Genomic DNA, 16,749 nt, shown 5'->3' on the forward strand with positions numbered 1-16,749 from the left:
ACAAGTGGCTACATGTTCACGCGCAGTTCGACGCCGACCTGGCGCGGCGAGTTGACCATGGCGTACGGCGTGCCAAGCAGGCCGGTGGTCATGTTGCCGATGCTGGTCACATAGCGCTTGTCGAACAGGTTGTTGGCAAACAGCGCCACTGCCCATTGATGGCTGGCGGCTTCGTAGCCGGCGCGCAGGTCGGTGCGCTGGGTGGCGCCGCCGACGCGGAAGCGAGGCGTGGTCAGGCAGGCGCCCTGCAGTGCATCGGCATTGCAGCGCGTGGCGCTGGTATAGGCATGCTGCAGCGTGAAATTCAGGTCCCCGCCCGCCACGCCGCGCACCCAGTAATCGGCGCCGAGCGCGGTGGTCCACTTCGGCGTGCCGACCGGCTGGCCATCGAGCCGGATGCCGTCGCTGGTGGTGAAGGTCTTGTAGGTCTGGTCGATGTAGGCGGCGCTCATGTTCAGGCGCAGGTCGCGCACCGGCTGCCAGCGCATGTCGAAGTCCAGGCCATGCGCTTCCTGGTCGCTGCTGGTGACCTGGTAGGTCGGGATGGCGGAACCGTTGTTCACCAGGGCCAGCGATTGCAGGTTGCTGAACTTGTACTTGTAGAGCGAGGCGTTCACCAGCAGCTTGTACTGGCGGTAGTAGTTTTTCACGCCGACTTCCGCGTTCCACACTTTTTCCGGTTCGTAGGTGGCGTTCACCTGCAGTGCATTGAACCCGCCGGCCTGGTAGCCCTTGGCGATGGAGCCGTACACCATCATGTCGTCGTTGAGCTTGTAGTCGAGCACTGCGCGCGGGCTGGTGTCGTTCCACCTGTTCTTCCTGGACAGCGGCGCCGTGGTCGCGCCGGCGCTGGTGAACTCGATGTTCTGCGTCATCGCGCCCAGCGCCATCATCAGCTGCTCCGGCGTGAGGGCGCCCATGCCGACCAGGGCATCGAAGAAGCCGAGGTTTTGCAGGCGGGTGATGCTGTCGTCCAGGCCGGCCGCCGTGCGCGGCGGGCTATACCAGCTGAAGCGCTTGTCGTCGCGCGTGTAGCGCACGCCGGTGGTCAGGTTCAGCTTCGGCGCCAGGTGCCAGATCACGTCGCCGTAGATCGCGGTCGCCTTGTAGCGGCCCTCGACGTGCATGTTCTCCTGCCAGGGGTTGCCCAGCAAGCCGGCCGGAATGTCGACGGCGGCCGCGGCGCCTTCCAGCAGGCTGAAAACGGGGAAGCTGGCCACGTTGCCGAAAATGGTGTCCAGGGTGTTGGTGTTGGTGTTGACCTGGCTGGTCTGGCGGGCTTTCTCGTGATAGAAGCTGAGGCCCGTGACCCAGTCGGCCATGCCGGTATTGCCCGACAGGCGGAATTCCTGCTGCCAGCTGCGGTTGCGTTCCGAGTTTTCGGTATCGACGTAGTGGGTGATCAGGTTGGTGCCGTCGTTGTCCTGCCGGTTGCGCGAGTCGAAGCGGCGATAGCCGGTGGTGGAATTGAAGGTGGCCCAGCCCAGCGGCACTTCGATGCGCAGCGTGCTGCCGCGGAAGTCGCGCGTTTCGCCGTTGTTCATGGCGTCGTTGTAAACCGGGGCCGTGCGCGGGTCGAGGTAGGTGGAAGGGTCGGACGGCACTACCGGAACGCCGGCCACCAGGCCGATGGCAGGGCGCGCCATGTGGTCGAGCTTTTCGGCCTCCACCGACAGCAGCACTTTCGCGCGTGCCGGCGCGTCCCAGCGCAGGGTCGCGCGCAAGCCGTTGTCGGTGCCGTGCTGTAGCGAGTCGCCTGTGGCCGCATCCTTCAGCCAGCCGTCGGTGCCGTGATGCACGGCGGTGATGCGCAGCGCCGTGGTGTCGCCGAGCGGCGTATTGGCCATCAGCTCGACGTTGCGAGTGTGGAAGCGGCCGTAGCGCAGGCGCGCTTCCAGTTCGGTGTCGCGGCCCGGTTCGCGCGTCACGACCGAGATGGCGCCAGCCGCGCTGTTGCGGCCGAACAGGGTGCCTTGCGGCCCTTTCAGCACTTCGATGCGCTGCACGTCGTTGAAATTCATGATCGCCCCGCCGGTCTTGCCGGCATAGACGCCATCGATGTACATGCCGACCGGAGCGTCGGTGCCGATGCCGAAGTCGCCGGTGCCGATGCCGCGCAGCGACAGCGAGGGCTGGGTCGCCTGCTCGGCGTTGACCGACAGGCCGGGGATGTAGCCGTTCATTTCGGCCAGGCTGGGAGCGGCCAGCTTGTCGATCTGGTCGGCGCCAATGATCTGCAGCGCAATCGGCACGTCCTGCGCCTGCTGCGTGCGGTTCTGCGCGGTGACGACCACCACATGGGTTTCTTCCTTCGGCGCCGGATCGGCGGCCATGGCGGCGCCGCTGCAGGCGAGCAGGGCGGTGGAAATGCTGGACGACAGGACTTTCTTGCGCAGCTTCATGTGGTCTCCCCGTTATTGTTGGTTGCAGCTTTCCTTCATCGATGCGATCCATTCGCGTATCAGTTCAACACCTTCGCGGTGCGAAGTGGTGCGACCCAGTTCGGGCATCATCACGCCGGTTTCGGTCGATTTCAGGCGGAAGACGAAAATCGAGTCGTCCGGTTTGCCGGGATTGATGCCGAAGGAGTTGCCGCCGGTGCCGGCGCCTGCGGCCACGGGCGGTTTGCACAGGCCCAGGTGCTGGTTGGCCGGCGCGCCAATCTCCAGGTGCAGGGCGGTGGTATTGGCGGTGCCCTTGTTGTTATGGCAGTGGGCGCAGTTGATATCGAGGTAGGCGCGCGCGCGGGCATCGATCGGAGCACCCTTGTCGCGCCAGTCGACATTGTGCGGCACGTCGGCGGCGCCCGGGACGCCTTGCAGGTAGCCTGCCTGCACCATCTTTTCCAGCTGGCCGTTCAGGTTGATGTGGCGCGCTTTCAGGCCAAGCGGTTCGAACTTCCTGCTCTTCAAGTCCGTCACATGGCAGGAGGCGCACTGGTTCACGTTCGGCACCACGTAGGTGAACTTCTGGCGGCCCTGGGCCGACACCAGCTCCATCGGCACCTGGTCGCCGGTGCGCTTCAGTTCGGCCTCGGTCTGCGCCTCGTTCCAGACGTAAGGCAAGGCGACCCAGCCGCCTTCGCGCCGCACCAGCAGGCGCGTTTCCATAAGCCGCACCTTGCCCAGGTCGAGCGTGGTGTCGGTGCCGCTGTCGTCGCTCGCCAGCACGGCCTGGCTGCCGCCGTCGCGCGGGTAATAGAAGGTCTTGCTGATGATGGTCCCGACCGGGAAGTCGAAGGCGGCATCGGCCTTGTAGGCAGCCGAAACGCCTTTCGGCATCCACACCGTGCGCAGCTTGTGGGCGTAGTCGCTGAAAAGAGGCGTGTTCAGCGTGTAGGGCAGCACGTCCTTGTTCAGTGCCAGGCGGCCGTCGCTGGCCGCCATCAGGCGCCACTCGCTGAGTTTTTCAGGACGGCCCTCGACGATGAACTTCACGGGTTCGGCGGGCGGGGCAGGGCTGCGTGCGCAGGATGAAAGAACGAGCGCGCACGCCGCCACGCCGGCCGCCCTCCACGGGCGGAAAGCAGGGACGGCAAGCTTCATCAGGATTGCGAACTGAGTTGAGGGATGGTAACCGGCGGCAGCTTGGCAAGCTGGCAGCGGTGCGGGGCCGAATCGGCTTTCGGGTTCTTGTACTTGTTGGGGCCATCGGCATTCAGCACTTCGACGTTGTCCTGCACGCAGATACGGGCCTCGGCAGGCATAACGCCGTTCCTGGCCAGCGCATTGTCGGCGTAGCCGTCCCACAGCACGTCGGGCAGGTGGCCGGACAGGCCGTACATCGCCACCTTCAGCGCCTTCAGGTCCAGGCCGTCGGGCGCGTCGCCGCCGCCCTTGAAGCGGTTGCCGTAGACGTAGATCGCCTTTGGATACGGGTCGTAGTCCTTGGAGACGCCTTTCTCGGTGAAGTAGCCGGTCGAGTGGTAGCTGGAGATGATGACGTTGGCGGTCTGGTTGTTGACGATGTCGTTGTCGAAGATCTCCACCTTCGAATTCGAGTTTATCACCACCCCCGAACCGGCCGGCACGCTGGCCACGGCCGTGCCCTTGGCGGCAAAGTTGCCCAGGTTATTCTCGATGACCTTGTTCCTGAACACGCGCGTGCTGTGCCCCGGCTGCTGCAGGTTGGGCATGTTGAACACCAGGATGCCGCCGGTGTTGGCGGTGGCAACGTTGTCGTAGACGTCGGCGTTGATGGTGTTTTCGATTTCAATGCCCGCTACATTGGCTTCGGCGCGCGAGTTGCGCACTACCACGTTCTGCGACTGGCCGACGTAGATGCCGGCGTCCGATGCGGCAATGGCCACGCAGTGGTCGATCAGCACATTCCTTGTCTTGACCGGGTAGATGCCGTAAGCGCCGTTGGTCACCTTGGAGCCGCCGGTCCATTGCACCCTCACGTTGCTGATGGTGATGTGGTCGCCGTCATTGATTTTCAGGCCATCGCCTTTGGAATCCTCGATGGTCAGGCCTTCGATGGTGAAGTCGTTGCCGTAGACAAGCAGACCTTCCGGTCCTGTTACTTGCGGCTTGAAAGACAAGACAGTCTTGTCCATCCCCGCGCCGCGGATGGTCACGCCGTCCGCGCGCAGTTGCAGCCCGCTGGTGAACCGGTATTTGCCGGCGGGGATCTCGATCACCGAGCCGGGCTTGGCGTCGAGCAGTTGTTCCTGGAGTTGCTTCTGGAACGCGATGTCGGCAGCCGAAGCAGGCGCCGGCAAGGAAGGCGTGGTCTTGTAGCAGGCGGATAGCAGGCCGCACAGCGCGAGTGCGCCGATGGCTTTGTACATACATGTCTCCCATTTATTGTTGTAGGGATGCAGCAGCGAAGCCAGTATATCTGTCCATTATTGAAATGATATGTGCAAGATCGGCCAATTCTGCTGTTAGTATCGGCCAGGATGAGAGCGCCAGTTTCAATCGCCATTGTTGTGGGGGACGACTGCTGGGGAGGCCTTGCCCTGCTGGCGCGGGAAGCGTTTGCGATCGCCGGCACGCTGCATGCGCGCAACGCGGACCTGCGCGCAGCGGAGCTGTTCCGGGCGCGCCTGGTGGCCATCGACCGTGCGCCGGTGCGTTCCTTCACCGGCCCGTCATTGCAGCCGGAGGCAACGCTGGCCGACATGCCGGCGCCGCAAGCCGTCATCGTGCCGCCTTATTATCTGCCGCTGTCCGCGCGCCAGCCGATCGCCTCGCCGCTGCGCGATTGGCTGCTGCAAGCCCACGCCGCCGGCGCCGTGCTGGTGGGCATGGCGGGCGGCATGCGCATCCTGGCCGAGACTGGCCTGCTCGACGGCCGCGAAGTGACGGGCAACCTGTCGGACCAGCGCGTCTTTGCCCAGCACTATCCGGAGGTGCGCTTCAGCCCCGACGTGCCGCTGGTGATCGACGGCAGCATCATCAGCGCCGGTTCGGTCAACCCCTGCCTGGATGCCTGCAGCTACCTGGTCGGCCACTTCCACGGCGACGCGGTGGCGCACAAGCTCTCGCGCTATACCAATCCCCCCAGCCAGCCGAGCGCGGGGCACATCGCCCTGCGCAATGCAGGGCTGAAACAGCATGGCGACCAGCGCATCCGCCAGGCGCAGGAATACATCGAGCGCTGCTTCAAGCAGGACTTGACGGTGGAAGGGGCTGCGCAGCGCACGGCCATGAGCGTGCGCAATTTCTCGCGCCGCTTCCAGCATGCGGTGGGCATGCCGCCGCACATCTATATCGCCCGCTGCCGCGGCGAATATGCCAAGGAGCTGCTGGCCCGGCCGGGCCTGTCGATGCTGCAGGTTGCGCTGAAATCGGGGTTTCGCAGCGAGGCGATGATGCGCCGCAGTTTCTGCCAGCTATTCGGCGTCACGCCGGCCGCGTTCCGCGCCGGCGCCGCTCAGTCGCCTGCCAGGTATTTATAGTAGATGGCCTGGAAGCGGCCGGTATCCTTCAGCTGCTTCAGGCCTGCGTTGAAATCGTCGCGGATGGCGGCGTCGCGGAAGACAGGCCGGTAGTCCATCGGGTTGAGCTTGACGAAGGGATGCTCGACCACCGGCTTGGGCCTGAACGACTTGTTAAGCTTGAGTTGCAGGGTAAAGTACTTGAAGATGTTGCGGTCGCTGAGAACGACGTCGTAGCGTCCGCGATCGAGCGTCAGCACTTGCAAGGCCTGGTCGTTCTGCTCATAGTAATGGCCCGCCTTGCGTACGGCGTCCAGCCAGTCCGGATAGCGTTTGGATGCGCCGGCGAAGGAAATCACGGTCAGCCCCCGCAAGTCCTCCGGCTTTGTGATCGACAAGTGGCGTTCTTTCAGCGTGATGAAGACATTGTCGTAGATGACGGCGGGGTTGCCATAGTAGGCGCCCCAGCTCGTCATGTCTTCGCCCAGGTCGGTCATCGCTGCTTCCACTTCGCCAGCCTTGAAGGCGACCGGGATGCGGGCAAACGAGTAGTAGCGCGGCCTCAGGACGTGGCCGCGGTACGCCAGCGCTTCGCGCATCACTTCCAGTTCGATGCCGGAGTCCGTTTCGGGAAAGCAGAAGGGCGGGATCTTTTCGCCGAAAGCCATTGTGACCTCGGCCGCCAGCGCGGGGACGGCAACCAAGGCCAGGGCGGCGGCGCGTACGAGATGGATGGTCCAGGACACGGCATGCCTCAGAATTGATGGCGCATGCCGCAGGCAAGCAGGCGCCGTGCGCCACCGGGCAAGGATGCCTGGTATTGCACGGCATCGTCATTGCGCAGGTCGGATGCGATGAGATAGGTATTGGTGCGCTTCGACAGCGCGTAGTAATAGCCCACGGCCAGCTGGCGTGCATCGGCATTGGCGTGGAAGCGGTCCGCCTTGTAGACGTAAGTGGCGGCGATCGAGGCTACGCCAAACGGCACGCTCACGCCCAGCAGGTAGTCGCGCGTATCGAGCTCGCTGTCGTTGCGGTTGCGCGCAGCCAGCAGCCAGGCGCGCAAGCGGCCGAAATCCATATTGCCGCCTGCGAGCACGCTGCGCACCTGCTTGCGGCCCTGGGCATCGTTGGTCTGATGGAAGGCCAGCACGGTATTCAGGGGCCCGGCCGTATATCCCGCGTCCATGCTGAGCTGTCGGTTGGCAGCCTGGCTGACACCGGACTCGCCAAAACCATAGGCCAGGTCGGCGTAGAAGCCGCCCAGTGTCGGCGGCAGCGAGTACTTGACCGTATTGTCCATGCGCACGCCGGAATCCTGGAACAGGCGTGTCGCTTCGCCGGGACCTTTGGCGTCGAACGGATCGTTGGTGGCGATGGCGCCAAAATAGGGAGTGAACATGCGGCCCAGCCTGACCGTGCCCAGCGGGCTGGACAAGCCGACCCACACCTGGCTGCCAAACACGCGGCCGGCGAAAGATGGCTGGCCCGAATCGGCTTCAATCTGGGATTCGATGACAAAACTGGCCGCCAGGCCGCTGCCCAGTGCTTCAGTGCCCTTGAAACCCAGGCGCGAGGCGGTTTGCAGGCCGCTGTCAACCTTCATGGTGGTGACGCCTGAATCGCTGTCGCGCACCACGCCAAGATCGGCCACACCATATACGGTGATGCCCTGCTGGGCAAAGGCTGTGACGCATGTTGCCAATGCAGGCCATGCCAGTGCAAGCCGGTTCACGACTGCCTCGCGGAAAAAGCAGATAGTTACTTTGTACGCCTGGGCGCGCAACAATGCAATGCTGAGGCCGGGCACTGTTTTGCATTCGCTACAGGATTTGTCTATGCTGGCCCCATGTTGACCAAGACCCTACTGTGTGCAGCGCTCTGGCTGGGCGGCCCGCTGGCGGCGGCCCATGCTTGCGAAGCGGCGCGCGGTGGCAAGTTCAGCATCGGGGTCGAGAAACTGCAATACCTGCCGCTGCACACCGTGGACGCGAACAATCGCTACGGCGGCTATGCGCGCGAGGTGCTTGACGCCTTCGCCGCCCAGCATGGCTATACCTTCGAGTACGTTCCCTTGCCGATCAACCGGCTGTACAGCCGCTTCCTGTCCGAACGCACGCTCGACTTCAAGTATCCCGATCATCCGCAGTGGCGCGAGGACTTGCGAGCCGGCATACAGCTGAGTTACAGCAAGGTGGTGGTGTCAACCGAGGAGGGCGCCATGGTACTGCCGCAGCAGCGCGGCAAGCGCCTGGCGGACCTGCGGACACTGGGCACGGTGCTGGGGTTCACCCCATGGCCTTACAAGGCTGCCATCGACAGCCACGCATTGAAAGTGTCGACCGTCGGCAGCACCGACAGCCTGCTGCGGCTGGTCCTTGGCGGCCATCTCGACGCCGCGTACGTGAATGTCGATGTCGCCAACCATATGCTGGCCGGCGACCTGAAGGCGCCGGCCGGCCTGGTGTTCGACCCAGGCCTGCCGCATGCCCGCTCCGACTTTCGCTTGTCGACCTTACGCTGCAAGGAAGTGGTTGAGCAATTCAACCGCTTCCTGCAGCGGGAGCAGGGCATGTTGCAGCTGCTGCGTGCCAGCCACGGCATCGGCGAGGCCGGCAGCAACGGACGCTAGCGGCGCGCGATCAGCAGGCCGACAATCACGCCGATGGCGGCGCCAGTGGCAACCGACTTCCACGGATTGTCATGCACATAATGGTCGGTGGCCTGGGCTGCCATCTTGCCACGGGCAATCATGCTGTCTTCCAGCTTCAGCAGGTCGCGCTTGGCGGTACGCAGCGTGTCTTCGAACTTGGCCTTGACCATGCCAAGGTCTTCGGAATTGGCCGTAGCAGCATTGCGCAGCCAGGTTTCGGCATCCTGCACGGCCTGTTTCAAGTCGCCCATCAATTTTTCGCGGGCTTCCATGCTTTCGTTGTGGCTATGGCTCTTGCCGTTGGCAACGCCGCCGCCGTTGGGTTTTGCGGTAGTGGATTGTGGTGTCTGGTCCATGATCGCCTCGTCTCAGTGAACAGCACTCGAAGTAAATTCCAGTATAGGTCAGCGCAGCGCGTAGTCGAGCGCAATGCCTGCGAAGACTGCGGCGCCGAGGTAGTTATTGTGGCGGAAGGCGGCAAAGCAGGGCGCACGCTCGCGCCCGCGGATCAGGAAGTAGTGGTAAATCGCGCAGCCGGCTGCCACTGCAATACCCAGCAGGAAGGGCAGGCCCAGGCCGAACTGCCGGCCGACCACCAGCAGGATCGCCAGGTGCACGCCGTAGCAGAGCATGATGGCGGCCACGTCGAAGCGGCCAAAGGTGATGGCGGAGGTCTTGATGCCGATCTTCAGGTCGTCGTCGCGGTCGACCATGGCGTATTCGGTGTCGTAGGCAACGGCCCAGAACACATTCCCCGCCAGCAGCAACCAGGCCACCGGCGGCACCGTGCTTTGCACGGCGGCGAAGGCCATCGGCATGCCGAAGCCGAAGGCGATGCCGAGGTAGGCTTGCGGAATGGCGAAGAAGCGCTTGAAGTAAGGGTAGGTGCCGGCAATGATCAGCGCCGCCACGCTCAGTTGCTTGACCAGCGCGTTGAGCGGCTGGATCAGGAGGAAGGCCAGCAGGGACAGGCCGGCGGCGATCAGCAGCGCCTCCTTGCCGCTGACGCGGCCGCTGGTGATCGGGCGTTCGGCGGTGCGCTTGACGTGCTTGTCGAAGTCCTGGTCGGCGTAGTCGTTGACGGCGCAACCCGCGGAACGCATCAGGAAAGTGCCCATCGAGAAGATCAGCAGCAGCTTCCAGTCCGGCACGCCGCCGGAAGCCAGCCACAGCGCGGCCAGGGTTGGCCACAGCAGCAGCACGGTGCCGATCGGTTTGTCCAGCCGGACCAGGCGGAAATAGAGTTCGAGTTTGCTCAGGGGAGGATTAGTCGCATGCATCCCGGCATTTTACTCTTCGTGGCCGTTCAGCATGCGGACGCCGGGCAACTGGCAGTCGGCCACCGCGGCGACGATGGCATCGATGGCGGCCTTGCGGGTGAAACTCTTGCGCCAGACAATGACGACGCGCCGGTTCGGCTCCGGCTTGTCGAAATAGCGGAAAGACAACATGCCGTCGCGGCCTTCCATGTCCGGCACCGAGGCGCGCGGCAGCACGGTCAGGCCGATGCCGCTGGCCACCATGTGGCGGATGGTTTCCAGCGACGAGCCTTCGAAGGTGCGCTGCATGCCGTTGCCCGGCGAGGAAAAACGCGCCATTTCGGGGCACACTTCCAGCACCTGGTCGCGGAAGCAGTGGCCGTTGCCCAGCAAAAGCATGGTTTCGGTCTTGAGGTGTTCGGCGGGAATGCTGCTGCGTGCGGCCCAGGGATGGTTTTTTGGCATCGCCACCACAAACGGCTCGTCGTACAGCGGCTGGACCGCCATGCCGTGTTCCGGCAACGGCAGCGCCATGATGGCTGCGTCCAGCTCGCCCTGGCGCAGCATTTCCAGCAGCTTGACGGTGAAGTTCTCCTGCAGGACCAGCGGCATCTGCGGCGTGGTTTCAATCATCCGCTTGACCAAAGGCGGCAGCAGGTAGGGGCCGATGGTGTAGATGACGCCCAGGCGCAACGGCCCGGCCAGCGGGTCCTTGTTCTGTTTTGCCAGTTCCTTGATCGCTGCCGTCTGTTCCAGCACGCGTTCGGCCTGGGCCACGATCTGGGCGCCCAGCGGGGTGACCGAGATTTCCGCCCCGCCGCGCTCGAACAGGACGACGCCGAGTTCGTCTTCCAGTTTCTTAATTGCGACAGAAAGAGTAGGTTGAGCCACAAAACATGCCTCGGCGGCATGGCCGAAGTGTTTCGCTCTGGCAACTGCTACGATATATTTGAGCTCGGTCAGTGTCATGAACCCATTTGAACACAGTTGAATGCCTTGTTGCAATGCCATGAATGGGGGAGGGCTCTGGCTATAATGACCAGCAAAACCATAGAACGAGGCGAATATGTCTTCCACACTTGGCCATGAAGAGGCCCAGTCGTATATCTTTAAACTGCTGACGGCCATGCACCAGGTCGGCGGCTCCGACCTGTTTATTTCGGCGGATTTCCCGCCCAGTATCAAGTCGCAGGGCTCGATGCGCGCCCTGAGCCAGCAGCGCCTGACCCCGGACGTGACCCGGGCCCTGGCTTACGCCATCATGAACGAGAAGCAGCGCCGCGAGTTCGAAACCGAGCTTGAGTGCAATTTCGCGATTTCGCTGCCCAATGTCTGCCGCTTCCGCGTGAATGTCTTCGTGCAGCAGCAGGCGGTCGGCATGGTGTGCCGGACCATTGCTTCCGAAATCCCGAATTTCGAGAAGCTCGACCTGCCGGAAGTGCTGAAAGAAGTTGTGATGACCAAGCGCGGCCTGGTGCTGGTGGTGGGCGGTACCGGCTCCGGCAAATCGACTTCGCTGGCGGCCATGATCGATTACCGCAACCAGAATTCGGCCGGCCATATCATCACCGTGGAAGACCCGGTCGAGTATGTACACAAGAACAAGAACTGCCTGATCACCCACCGCGAAGTGGGCGTGGATACCCTGTCCTGGCACCATGCGCTGAAAAACACCCTGCGCCAGGCGCCGGACGTGATCCTGATCGGCGAGATCCGCGACACTGAAACCATGGAACACGCGATTGCCTTCGCCGAGACGGGCCACCTGTGCCTGGGCACGCTGCACGCGAACAATGCGAACCAGACCATGGACCGCATCATCAACTTCTTCCCGGAAGAGCGCCGCAACCAGCTGCTGATGGACCTGTCGTCCAACCTGCGCGCCATTGTCTCGCAGCGCCTGATCCGTACCGAAGACGGCAAGGGCCGCAAAGCGGCGATCGAGATCCTGCTGAACACGCCGACCATCTCCGAGATGATCTTCAAAGGCAACTTCCACTCGATCAAGGAGATCATGGCCAAGTCGCGCGAACTGGGCATGTGCACCTTCGACCAAGCCTTGTTCGAACTCTATAATAAGGGCTACATTGCCTATGAAGAGGCGCTGCGCAATGCCGACTCGACCAACGGCCTGCGCTTGCAGATCAAGCTGAATAGCAGCCGTCCACCACCAGACGCCGCTGCGCCAGCCGCGGCGGCGCCGAAGTCGTCGGGCGGCCTGAGCATGCAGCTGGATGAAGAAGAGGAAGAAGAAGGCGAATGATCGAGTTTGAAAAGAAGATGTGCTCGCGCGAGGAACTGGCCGCGCGGGTGGCGGCGCTGCCGAAACCGGTGGTGATGACCAATGGCGTGTTCGATATCCTGCACCGTGGCCACGTCACCTACCTGGCGCAGGCGCGTTCGCTGGGCGCCTCGCTGGTGGTGGCGGCCAATACCGACGCTTCCGTCAAGCGCCTGGGCAAGGGCGATGACAGGCCCTTGAACAATTGCGAGGACCGGATGGCGCTGCTGGCGGCGCTGGAATCGGTGAGCCTGGTCGTGCCATTCGACGAAGATACCGCGCTGGAAGCGGTGCTGCAGGCCAGGCCCGAGATCTACGCCAAGGGCGGCGATTACGATATGACCGCGATCCCGGAAGGGCAGGCGGTGCTGGCATACGGCGGCAAGGCGGTGGCCATCGATTTCGAGCACGACCGCTCGACCACCAAGCTGCTGGCCAAGGTGCGCATGTTTGGACAATAGGAGGCCGTCATGGCTTTTGGTGTGCTGCTGACCGACGAAGGCGTGGCCGAACTGGGCGCTACGCTGAAGGATTACCTGACTGACGGACCGTCCGGCAAGTTCTTGCCCTGCAAGGAGGCCAGTCCCGACCGCAGTTTCTTCCACCTCATCTCCGAGACGCGCAATGCCGAAGGGGCGATGGTGGAGGTCGAGCTGTACATCCCCAACCGCTACATCAAGCTGGTGATGTCGGGGCTGGAGCGCAAGCACATCGGCTTCCTCTGATAGTTGTAGTCGTTCAGACTTGACATGACGTGAATGTCCAGTGTGTTGGAGTTCGTTTGAGCCGATCGGCTGCCAACCCCGGACGCTCAGGCGCCCGCCGATTAACGCAAGCTTGTTGACCCTATGAAGATAAATTGACTATGGCTAGCAAAATGAGTGCAGAACAACGATTCAAAGACCTGGATCTCGAGCTTCCTCACGTCAGCGCGCCAGCGGGTAATTACGCAACTGCAGTTCAGTCTGGAAATTTCTTGTTCATTTCTGGCAAAGCTCCACTACCGGTCAACGGTCGCCCCGCGAAAGGACGACTCGGGCAAGAGTATTCAACCGCTGAAGGATATGCCCTTGCTCGCTCTGCGTGCATGGACCTTATAGCCGCCATAAGGGAAAAGCTAGGTTCCCTAGACCGAGTCGTCCAGGTGGTTGAACTTCATGGCTCCATCAATGCTGTTCCTGAGTTCGAGGATCACGCAAAGGTCTTGGACGGTGCCTCAGACCTTCTCGCAGAAATTTTTGGTCCAGCCGGGGTCCATGCTCGTTCAGTCATAGGTGTGAGCTCACTTCGCAATGGGGTCCCCCTAACAGTTAAGGCAACCGTAGAAGTTAAGTCTGAATAGATGACGTCTCGTCAGCGAGCGATGAGGCGGCCGAGATCGGCCACGAGCGGACCTCCAACACTTTTTCTTATGAGTTCTTTACCATTTTCGCAGTTGGCTGGGCGCACTATCGTAAGCTGGGTTGGCACTGAAATGGCGCTTTCAGAGGGCCCTCAAGGGGAAGGTCCGATAGTTTGGGAGCACCCGAGCGTTCAGTATTTGCAGCTCATTAGCATTGATATGATGTTGAGCGACGGCGAGGTCTATCGGGTGCTTTCTCAGAGCGACGATGGGAGCGGCTATTATGGGTTGTATTTAGAACGACAAGTTGCGATGGAAGCGCCATCCTGCCCCGAGAGTGGCAGCATTTACCGCACTCGTATGCTAAATGAGTTGCCCATTGGGGCCGTCACCATAGCGGTCGGAGAATCTGATGGTTCGAGTGCAGTTCTGCGCATTGAAGCGATTGTGGATGGCTCTAAGGTTACATTGCTGTCAGGCGAAGTGTACGAACGCGATGCAGGAAACTTCTTTGTCGCCGAAGGGGATGAATCCATCCTCGTTCAAGTCAACGGAGTTCGGCCGACAAACAACCTTTGGGGCTGACGGAGATCGGCCACAAGCAGCCCATCGAATGGAAATACCGGGTAATTCTGTGAGAAGCCAAGTTTAGTATCGTGAGTTCAAAGGAAATTCGTTCGTATCAGTATCTCTGGGACGGCTCTCAGCCTGGATGGGTGCTAACTCGCCTATATGGAAGTTATGTTGAAGTATCGCTGAAGTTCGAACAAACCGGGCCATCTACTCGGGAACTGATGGCGGTGAGGCGTTCCGTGTCGGAGTTTAAGTCTCTACCGCTTAATCAAGTAATTGAGCAATTGCGGGGATGTCCGATCTTATTCTTGGGACGATTTGAGTCTAGGCAGGCCCGTAGAGTAACGGCCGCTTGTCGCAGCGAAGGTTTGAACGTGTTGGAGAAAGCTATTGATGCTCCCCGATTCTTGCCAACGAACGAGATAACAAATTCAGTCCTGGTGATCGAGGATGACGAGTTGGCAAAGTGTGTGCACGAATCGGCGCTACAACATGGCATTCCTGTTCGACACGTTGAGAATTAAGCGAGTGCCTGACCTGACCGCGTACAATCGGCCATTTGCGGCCATGGGGAAGGGCAAGCAGGATGCTAAAAGAATGAAAAAACCGGATGCAAGACTCTTTGACGCCATTTCTTCTCGATCCGATTTAAGTGACTCAGCGGAGCAATTCCTAGCTCAAAGGTTCATGATTGAGGCACTCGGGCGAGTAACGAATCAGTTGCCGTTGATCGCCCAGACTGCTGCCGCCACGGCCAATCGCTTCATTACCGGCGCAGCATCGGCAGACGAAGTTATAGAAGAGCGCGTCCGACTTTGGAACGCGATAGAAGGTAGGGATTTATCGAACGAGCCCGAGGTTCTCAAAATCAGAACTGCGATATGCGTATTGCATCCAATGGAGCTGGCGGTGGCTGGAGAAGCGCTCGAATACTTTTTTGCATTTTGGCAGCGCGGTGGATTGGGACTACCTGAGCTGAGGGCAGCCGTTGAAAACAAGTATGGCTTTTAATGGGCCTGAAACGGCTGCGGACGGCAGTTACAACCCAAGTGGACCCCGAATGAAAATCGTTAAGAAAGCGCTCCTTTCAGCAATCTTGGTTTCCATGATTATTTGGATCGTTTCTTCCATTCCTGGTTACCTTGAGCACAGGGCCGCAATGGCAAAATGGGCCCCTGAAAAAGCAGGGATCGAGGCCGCGAAAGACATTGCTTCAGGTTCAGTCAAGATTTACTTGCACGGGTCCTTTGCCGCTTACGCTGTGGGAGTAGATGAACAATTTATGCCTCTCATCAAAGGGCTTCCAAGGGAAGATGCTGGCGTCGGTTGTGTGATAGACGATCTGGATGTCTTTGAAGCACAGCGCGAGTATGCGACGCGCTATAACAAGCTCATTGTTGAGCACATGCAATCCCGTTCGGAAAAGAATGGATAATTGTCAGCAGCGGGCGGCCAAGGGCGGACATTGAGCGGAAATCAAAATGACGCAGAAGCACAGCAAGCAGCCAAAAAAACTATCCAAGTACAAATGGAAGAAGCTGGGCGCTGAGTCGCTGCGAAATGCACTGCGCTTGCACCAAGACTCTATATCGTTGTTTCATTTGGAATCATATCCGTCGGCATTTCAATTGTCAGTGCTTGCTCTGGAGGAGTTCGCGAAGGCCAAATGGGTCGAGCATTATTACTACAGTTGCATCACGAACGATGGGTTTCCCGATACTGAATTTGAGCAAGATTGGCTCAAACTTCTGTACATTCATTCTGAGAAACAGTTCGGATTCGTCGCGAGAGACATGTTTGAATATTCTCCAAACTTGGTCAATGCGTTGAGACGCGGCGAACTTGAGCGCCGTAAGCAGCAAGCCGTATATGTCGGATTTGACCGCGATAAAAAATTGATAAAGACGGAAGGAAGAATTTCGCTTCCCTCTAGAATAAAACCTCAAGATGCGAAACGAATGATTTCTTGGATCAATGCAGAATTTCTATTTGCACGTAAGCTTCTTGAGTTCCACGAGTCTTACTTTGGTATTGAAGCGATGGACGGCATCCTGCTTTCGCCGGCCGCAGATTTCTTGGCGGAGTGGCCATTTAAGTCGCGCATGCGTTCACGTTCGCATTTGCTACGCCATATCGGTCGAGTCAAGTGACTACTATTTGATGAGATAGCCTGCCCTATGCTCCAAGTTCCGCTTAGGGGCGGAAGCTGCCAGCCGCCTGGCGCGTTTAGTCATCAAGTTTGAGCTGCGACAGATTAGTGCTGCAGGATAGTGATCTTGCCGTCTGCCTCAAGGAAGGCATATTTCATTTTTTCGCGCGGGCAGTCGGCCTCGCGCAGCGACTGCTCCAGGTCACTTTCTGCCACGTGGTTGCGGCGTAGCGCTTCCTTGAAGATTTTGCCGTCACGTCCCAGGAGCACGGCGGTGCCCTCCACCAGGTCGGCAGCCTTCCTGTTGCGGGCGGTGATGAAGGCGATTACCACGTTCAGCGCCACCAGGGTGACGACCACGATCAAGCCGCCGGCAACTGAATCGTCGCCGCCCGTCAGCCCGGGCGATACCGATTCACTGAGCAGCATCACCACCAGCAGGTCGAATGGCGTGAACTGGCCGATGGTGCGCTTGCCGCTCAGGCGCATCATCACCAACAACGCGCCGTAAATCGCAACGCCGCGCATGACGTATTCCCACCAGGGCAATTCGAGATCGAACATTGCGGCCTCCTTCCTGGCCGGTTATACGACGAATCGCCTGAGCC

19 protein-coding genes are annotated in these 16,749 nt (G+C 60.7%); 10 read left to right on the top strand and 9 right to left on the bottom strand.

Translation table 11 applies throughout. The features are described 5' to 3' along the window. Positions 1 to 8: 8 nt before the first annotated feature. Genes ACN9MW_RS07150 through ACN9MW_RS07160 form a run of 3 tightly spaced genes read right to left on the bottom strand, consistent with a single transcriptional unit; the run spans position 9 to position 4,792 of the window. Positions 9 to 2,402, bottom strand: coding sequence for a TonB-dependent receptor (locus tag ACN9MW_RS07150; RefSeq protein WP_426169142.1), 2,394 nt, complete (start codon positions 2,400 to 2,402; stop codon positions 9 to 11). 12 nt (positions 2,403 to 2,414) lie between these two features. Further along, complete coding sequence (locus ACN9MW_RS07155) at positions 2,415 to 3,545, bottom strand: SO2930 family diheme c-type cytochrome (RefSeq protein WP_426169144.1); 1,131 nt, start codon at positions 3,543 to 3,545, stop codon at positions 2,415 to 2,417. Continuing rightward, on the bottom strand, positions 3,545 to 4,792 hold the full coding sequence (locus tag ACN9MW_RS07160; protein ID WP_426169146.1) for a parallel beta-helix domain-containing protein: 1,248 nt from the start codon (positions 4,790 to 4,792) through the stop codon (positions 3,545 to 3,547). The genes ACN9MW_RS07155 and ACN9MW_RS07160 overlap by 1 nt, the downstream gene beginning before the upstream one ends. Positions 4,793 to 4,903: 111 nt before the next feature. On the opposite strand from ACN9MW_RS07160, the gene ACN9MW_RS07165 reads away from it, so the two are divergent. After that, complete coding sequence (locus tag ACN9MW_RS07165; RefSeq protein WP_426169149.1) at positions 4,904 to 5,905, top strand: GlxA family transcriptional regulator; 1,002 nt, start codon at positions 4,904 to 4,906, stop codon at positions 5,903 to 5,905. Here the strand turns inward: ACN9MW_RS07165 and ACN9MW_RS07170 are convergent. Both ACN9MW_RS07170 and ACN9MW_RS07175 read right to left on the bottom strand, forming a co-directional pair. Continuing rightward, positions 5,881 to 6,630 (bottom strand): substrate-binding periplasmic protein, encoded by a 750-nt coding sequence (locus ACN9MW_RS07170; RefSeq protein ID WP_426169152.1) that lies wholly within the window; start codon positions 6,628 to 6,630, stop codon positions 5,881 to 5,883. The two genes, ACN9MW_RS07165 and ACN9MW_RS07170, sit on opposite strands and share 25 nt — an antisense overlap. 8 nt (positions 6,631 to 6,638) lie before the next feature. Next, complete coding sequence (locus tag ACN9MW_RS07175) at positions 6,639 to 7,619, bottom strand: porin (protein WP_426169155.1); 981 nt, start codon at positions 7,617 to 7,619, stop codon at positions 6,639 to 6,641. A 114-nt stretch (positions 7,620 to 7,733) separates the two neighbouring features. Between ACN9MW_RS07175 and ACN9MW_RS07180 the strand changes: the two genes are divergently transcribed. Further along, positions 7,734 to 8,516 (top strand): substrate-binding periplasmic protein, encoded by a 783-nt coding sequence (locus ACN9MW_RS07180; RefSeq protein ID WP_426169157.1) that lies wholly within the window; start codon positions 7,734 to 7,736, stop codon positions 8,514 to 8,516. On the opposite strand, the gene ACN9MW_RS07185 is transcribed toward ACN9MW_RS07180, so the two are convergent. Genes ACN9MW_RS07185 through ACN9MW_RS07195 form a run of 3 tightly spaced genes read right to left on the bottom strand, consistent with a single transcriptional unit; the run spans position 8,513 to position 10,765 of the window. Beyond that, the gene (locus ACN9MW_RS07185) at positions 8,513 to 8,893 is read right to left on the bottom strand and encodes a DUF883 family protein (RefSeq protein WP_426169160.1); all 381 of its coding nucleotides are present in this window, start codon (positions 8,891 to 8,893) and stop codon (positions 8,513 to 8,515) included. The genes ACN9MW_RS07180 and ACN9MW_RS07185 overlap by 4 nt on opposite strands. 48 nt (positions 8,894 to 8,941) lie before the next feature. Beyond that, a complete protein-coding gene (ubiA, locus tag ACN9MW_RS07190) occupies positions 8,942 to 9,796 on the bottom strand; it encodes a 4-hydroxybenzoate octaprenyltransferase (protein ID WP_426172135.1) in 855 nt (284 codons plus the stop codon). Positions 9,797 to 9,826: 30 nt separating this feature from the next. Next, positions 9,827 to 10,765: a hydrogen peroxide-inducible genes activator gene (locus tag ACN9MW_RS07195; protein ID WP_426169163.1), complete on the bottom strand. Its 939-nt coding sequence runs from the start codon at positions 10,763 to 10,765 to the stop codon at positions 9,827 to 9,829. A 97-nt stretch (positions 10,766 to 10,862) separates the two neighbouring features. On the opposite strand from ACN9MW_RS07195, the gene ACN9MW_RS07200 reads away from it, so the two are divergent. From ACN9MW_RS07200 to ACN9MW_RS07235, 8 genes are all read left to right on the top strand, one after another. After that, positions 10,863 to 12,059, top strand: coding sequence for a PilT/PilU family type 4a pilus ATPase (locus ACN9MW_RS07200; RefSeq protein WP_426169165.1), 1,197 nt, complete (start codon positions 10,863 to 10,865; stop codon positions 12,057 to 12,059). Continuing rightward, positions 12,056 to 12,538: an adenylyltransferase/cytidyltransferase family protein gene (locus tag ACN9MW_RS07205; protein WP_426169168.1), complete on the top strand. Its 483-nt coding sequence runs from the start codon at positions 12,056 to 12,058 to the stop codon at positions 12,536 to 12,538. Before ACN9MW_RS07200 ends, ACN9MW_RS07205 begins: the two co-directional genes overlap by 4 nt. Before the next feature lie 9 nt (positions 12,539 to 12,547). Next, a complete protein-coding gene (locus tag ACN9MW_RS07210; RefSeq protein ID WP_426169170.1) occupies positions 12,548 to 12,802 on the top strand; it encodes a hypothetical protein in 255 nt (84 codons plus the stop codon). Between the two features lie 152 nt (positions 12,803 to 12,954). Next, positions 12,955 to 13,419 carry a RidA family protein gene (locus ACN9MW_RS07215; RefSeq protein WP_426169173.1) on the top strand — a complete coding sequence of 155 codons (465 nt, stop codon included), beginning with the start codon at positions 12,955 to 12,957 and terminating at the stop codon, positions 13,417 to 13,419. 219 nt (positions 13,420 to 13,638) lie between these two features. After that, on the top strand, positions 13,639 to 14,004 hold the full coding sequence (locus tag ACN9MW_RS07220; protein WP_426169175.1) for a hypothetical protein: 366 nt from the start codon (positions 13,639 to 13,641) through the stop codon (positions 14,002 to 14,004). Between the two features lie 480 nt (positions 14,005 to 14,484). Beyond that, entirely contained in the window at positions 14,485 to 15,003 is a 519-nt protein-coding gene (locus tag ACN9MW_RS07225) for a hypothetical protein (protein ID WP_426169178.1), read from the top strand. Positions 15,004 to 15,052: 49 nt separating this feature from the next. Continuing rightward, positions 15,053 to 15,427, top strand: coding sequence for a hypothetical protein (locus tag ACN9MW_RS07230; protein ID WP_426169181.1), 375 nt, complete (start codon positions 15,053 to 15,055; stop codon positions 15,425 to 15,427). Positions 15,428 to 15,473: 46 nt separating this feature from the next. Continuing rightward, a complete protein-coding gene (locus ACN9MW_RS07235) occupies positions 15,474 to 16,142 on the top strand; it encodes an AbiV family abortive infection protein (RefSeq protein WP_426169183.1) in 669 nt (222 codons plus the stop codon). Positions 16,143 to 16,246: 104 nt separating this feature from the next. Here ACN9MW_RS07235 and ACN9MW_RS07240 read toward each other — a convergent pair whose 3' ends face one another. Beyond that, complete coding sequence (locus ACN9MW_RS07240) at positions 16,247 to 16,705, bottom strand: DUF421 domain-containing protein (protein WP_426169186.1); 459 nt, start codon at positions 16,703 to 16,705, stop codon at positions 16,247 to 16,249. Positions 16,706 to 16,749: the final 44 nt, after the last annotated feature.

This window comes from Pseudoduganella sp. R-34, from assembly GCF_049904655.1.
In the GTDB taxonomy this organism is placed as follows: domain Bacteria; phylum Pseudomonadota; class Gammaproteobacteria; order Burkholderiales; family Burkholderiaceae_D; genus Rugamonas.

Coding starts and splice junctions, on each gene's coding strand:
- ACN9MW_RS07185 (WP_426169160.1), bottom strand. CDS start 8,893: ATGGACCAGACACCACAATCCACTACCGCAAAACCCAACGGCGGCGGC.
- ACN9MW_RS07180 (WP_426169157.1), top strand. CDS start 7,734: ATGTTGACCAAGACCCTACTGTGTGCAGCGCTCTGGCTGGGCGGCCCG.
- ACN9MW_RS07230 (WP_426169181.1), top strand. CDS start 15,053: ATGAAAATCGTTAAGAAAGCGCTCCTTTCAGCAATCTTGGTTTCCATG.
- ACN9MW_RS07205 (WP_426169168.1), top strand. CDS start 12,056: ATGATCGAGTTTGAAAAGAAGATGTGCTCGCGCGAGGAACTGGCCGCG.
- ACN9MW_RS07220 (WP_426169175.1), top strand. CDS start 13,639: ATGATGTTGAGCGACGGCGAGGTCTATCGGGTGCTTTCTCAGAGCGAC.
- ACN9MW_RS07235 (WP_426169183.1), top strand. CDS start 15,474: ATGACGCAGAAGCACAGCAAGCAGCCAAAAAAACTATCCAAGTACAAA.
- ACN9MW_RS07215 (WP_426169173.1), top strand. CDS start 12,955: ATGAGTGCAGAACAACGATTCAAAGACCTGGATCTCGAGCTTCCTCAC.
- ACN9MW_RS07240 (WP_426169186.1), bottom strand. CDS start 16,705: ATGTTCGATCTCGAATTGCCCTGGTGGGAATACGTCATGCGCGGCGTT.
- ACN9MW_RS07165 (WP_426169149.1), top strand. CDS start 4,904: ATGAGAGCGCCAGTTTCAATCGCCATTGTTGTGGGGGACGACTGCTGG.
- ACN9MW_RS07225 (WP_426169178.1), top strand. CDS start 14,485: ATGGCATTCCTGTTCGACACGTTGAGAATTAAGCGAGTGCCTGACCTG.
- ACN9MW_RS07210 (WP_426169170.1), top strand. CDS start 12,548: ATGGCTTTTGGTGTGCTGCTGACCGACGAAGGCGTGGCCGAACTGGGC.
- ACN9MW_RS07195 (WP_426169163.1), bottom strand. CDS start 10,765: ATGACACTGACCGAGCTCAAATATATCGTAGCAGTTGCCAGAGCGAAA.
- ACN9MW_RS07160 (WP_426169146.1), bottom strand. CDS start 4,792: ATGTACAAAGCCATCGGCGCACTCGCGCTGTGCGGCCTGCTATCCGCC.
- ACN9MW_RS07200 (WP_426169165.1), top strand. CDS start 10,863: ATGTCTTCCACACTTGGCCATGAAGAGGCCCAGTCGTATATCTTTAAA.
- ACN9MW_RS07155 (WP_426169144.1), bottom strand. CDS start 3,545: ATGAAGCTTGCCGTCCCTGCTTTCCGCCCGTGGAGGGCGGCCGGCGTG.
- ACN9MW_RS07150 (WP_426169142.1), bottom strand. CDS start 2,402: ATGAAGCTGCGCAAGAAAGTCCTGTCGTCCAGCATTTCCACCGCCCTG.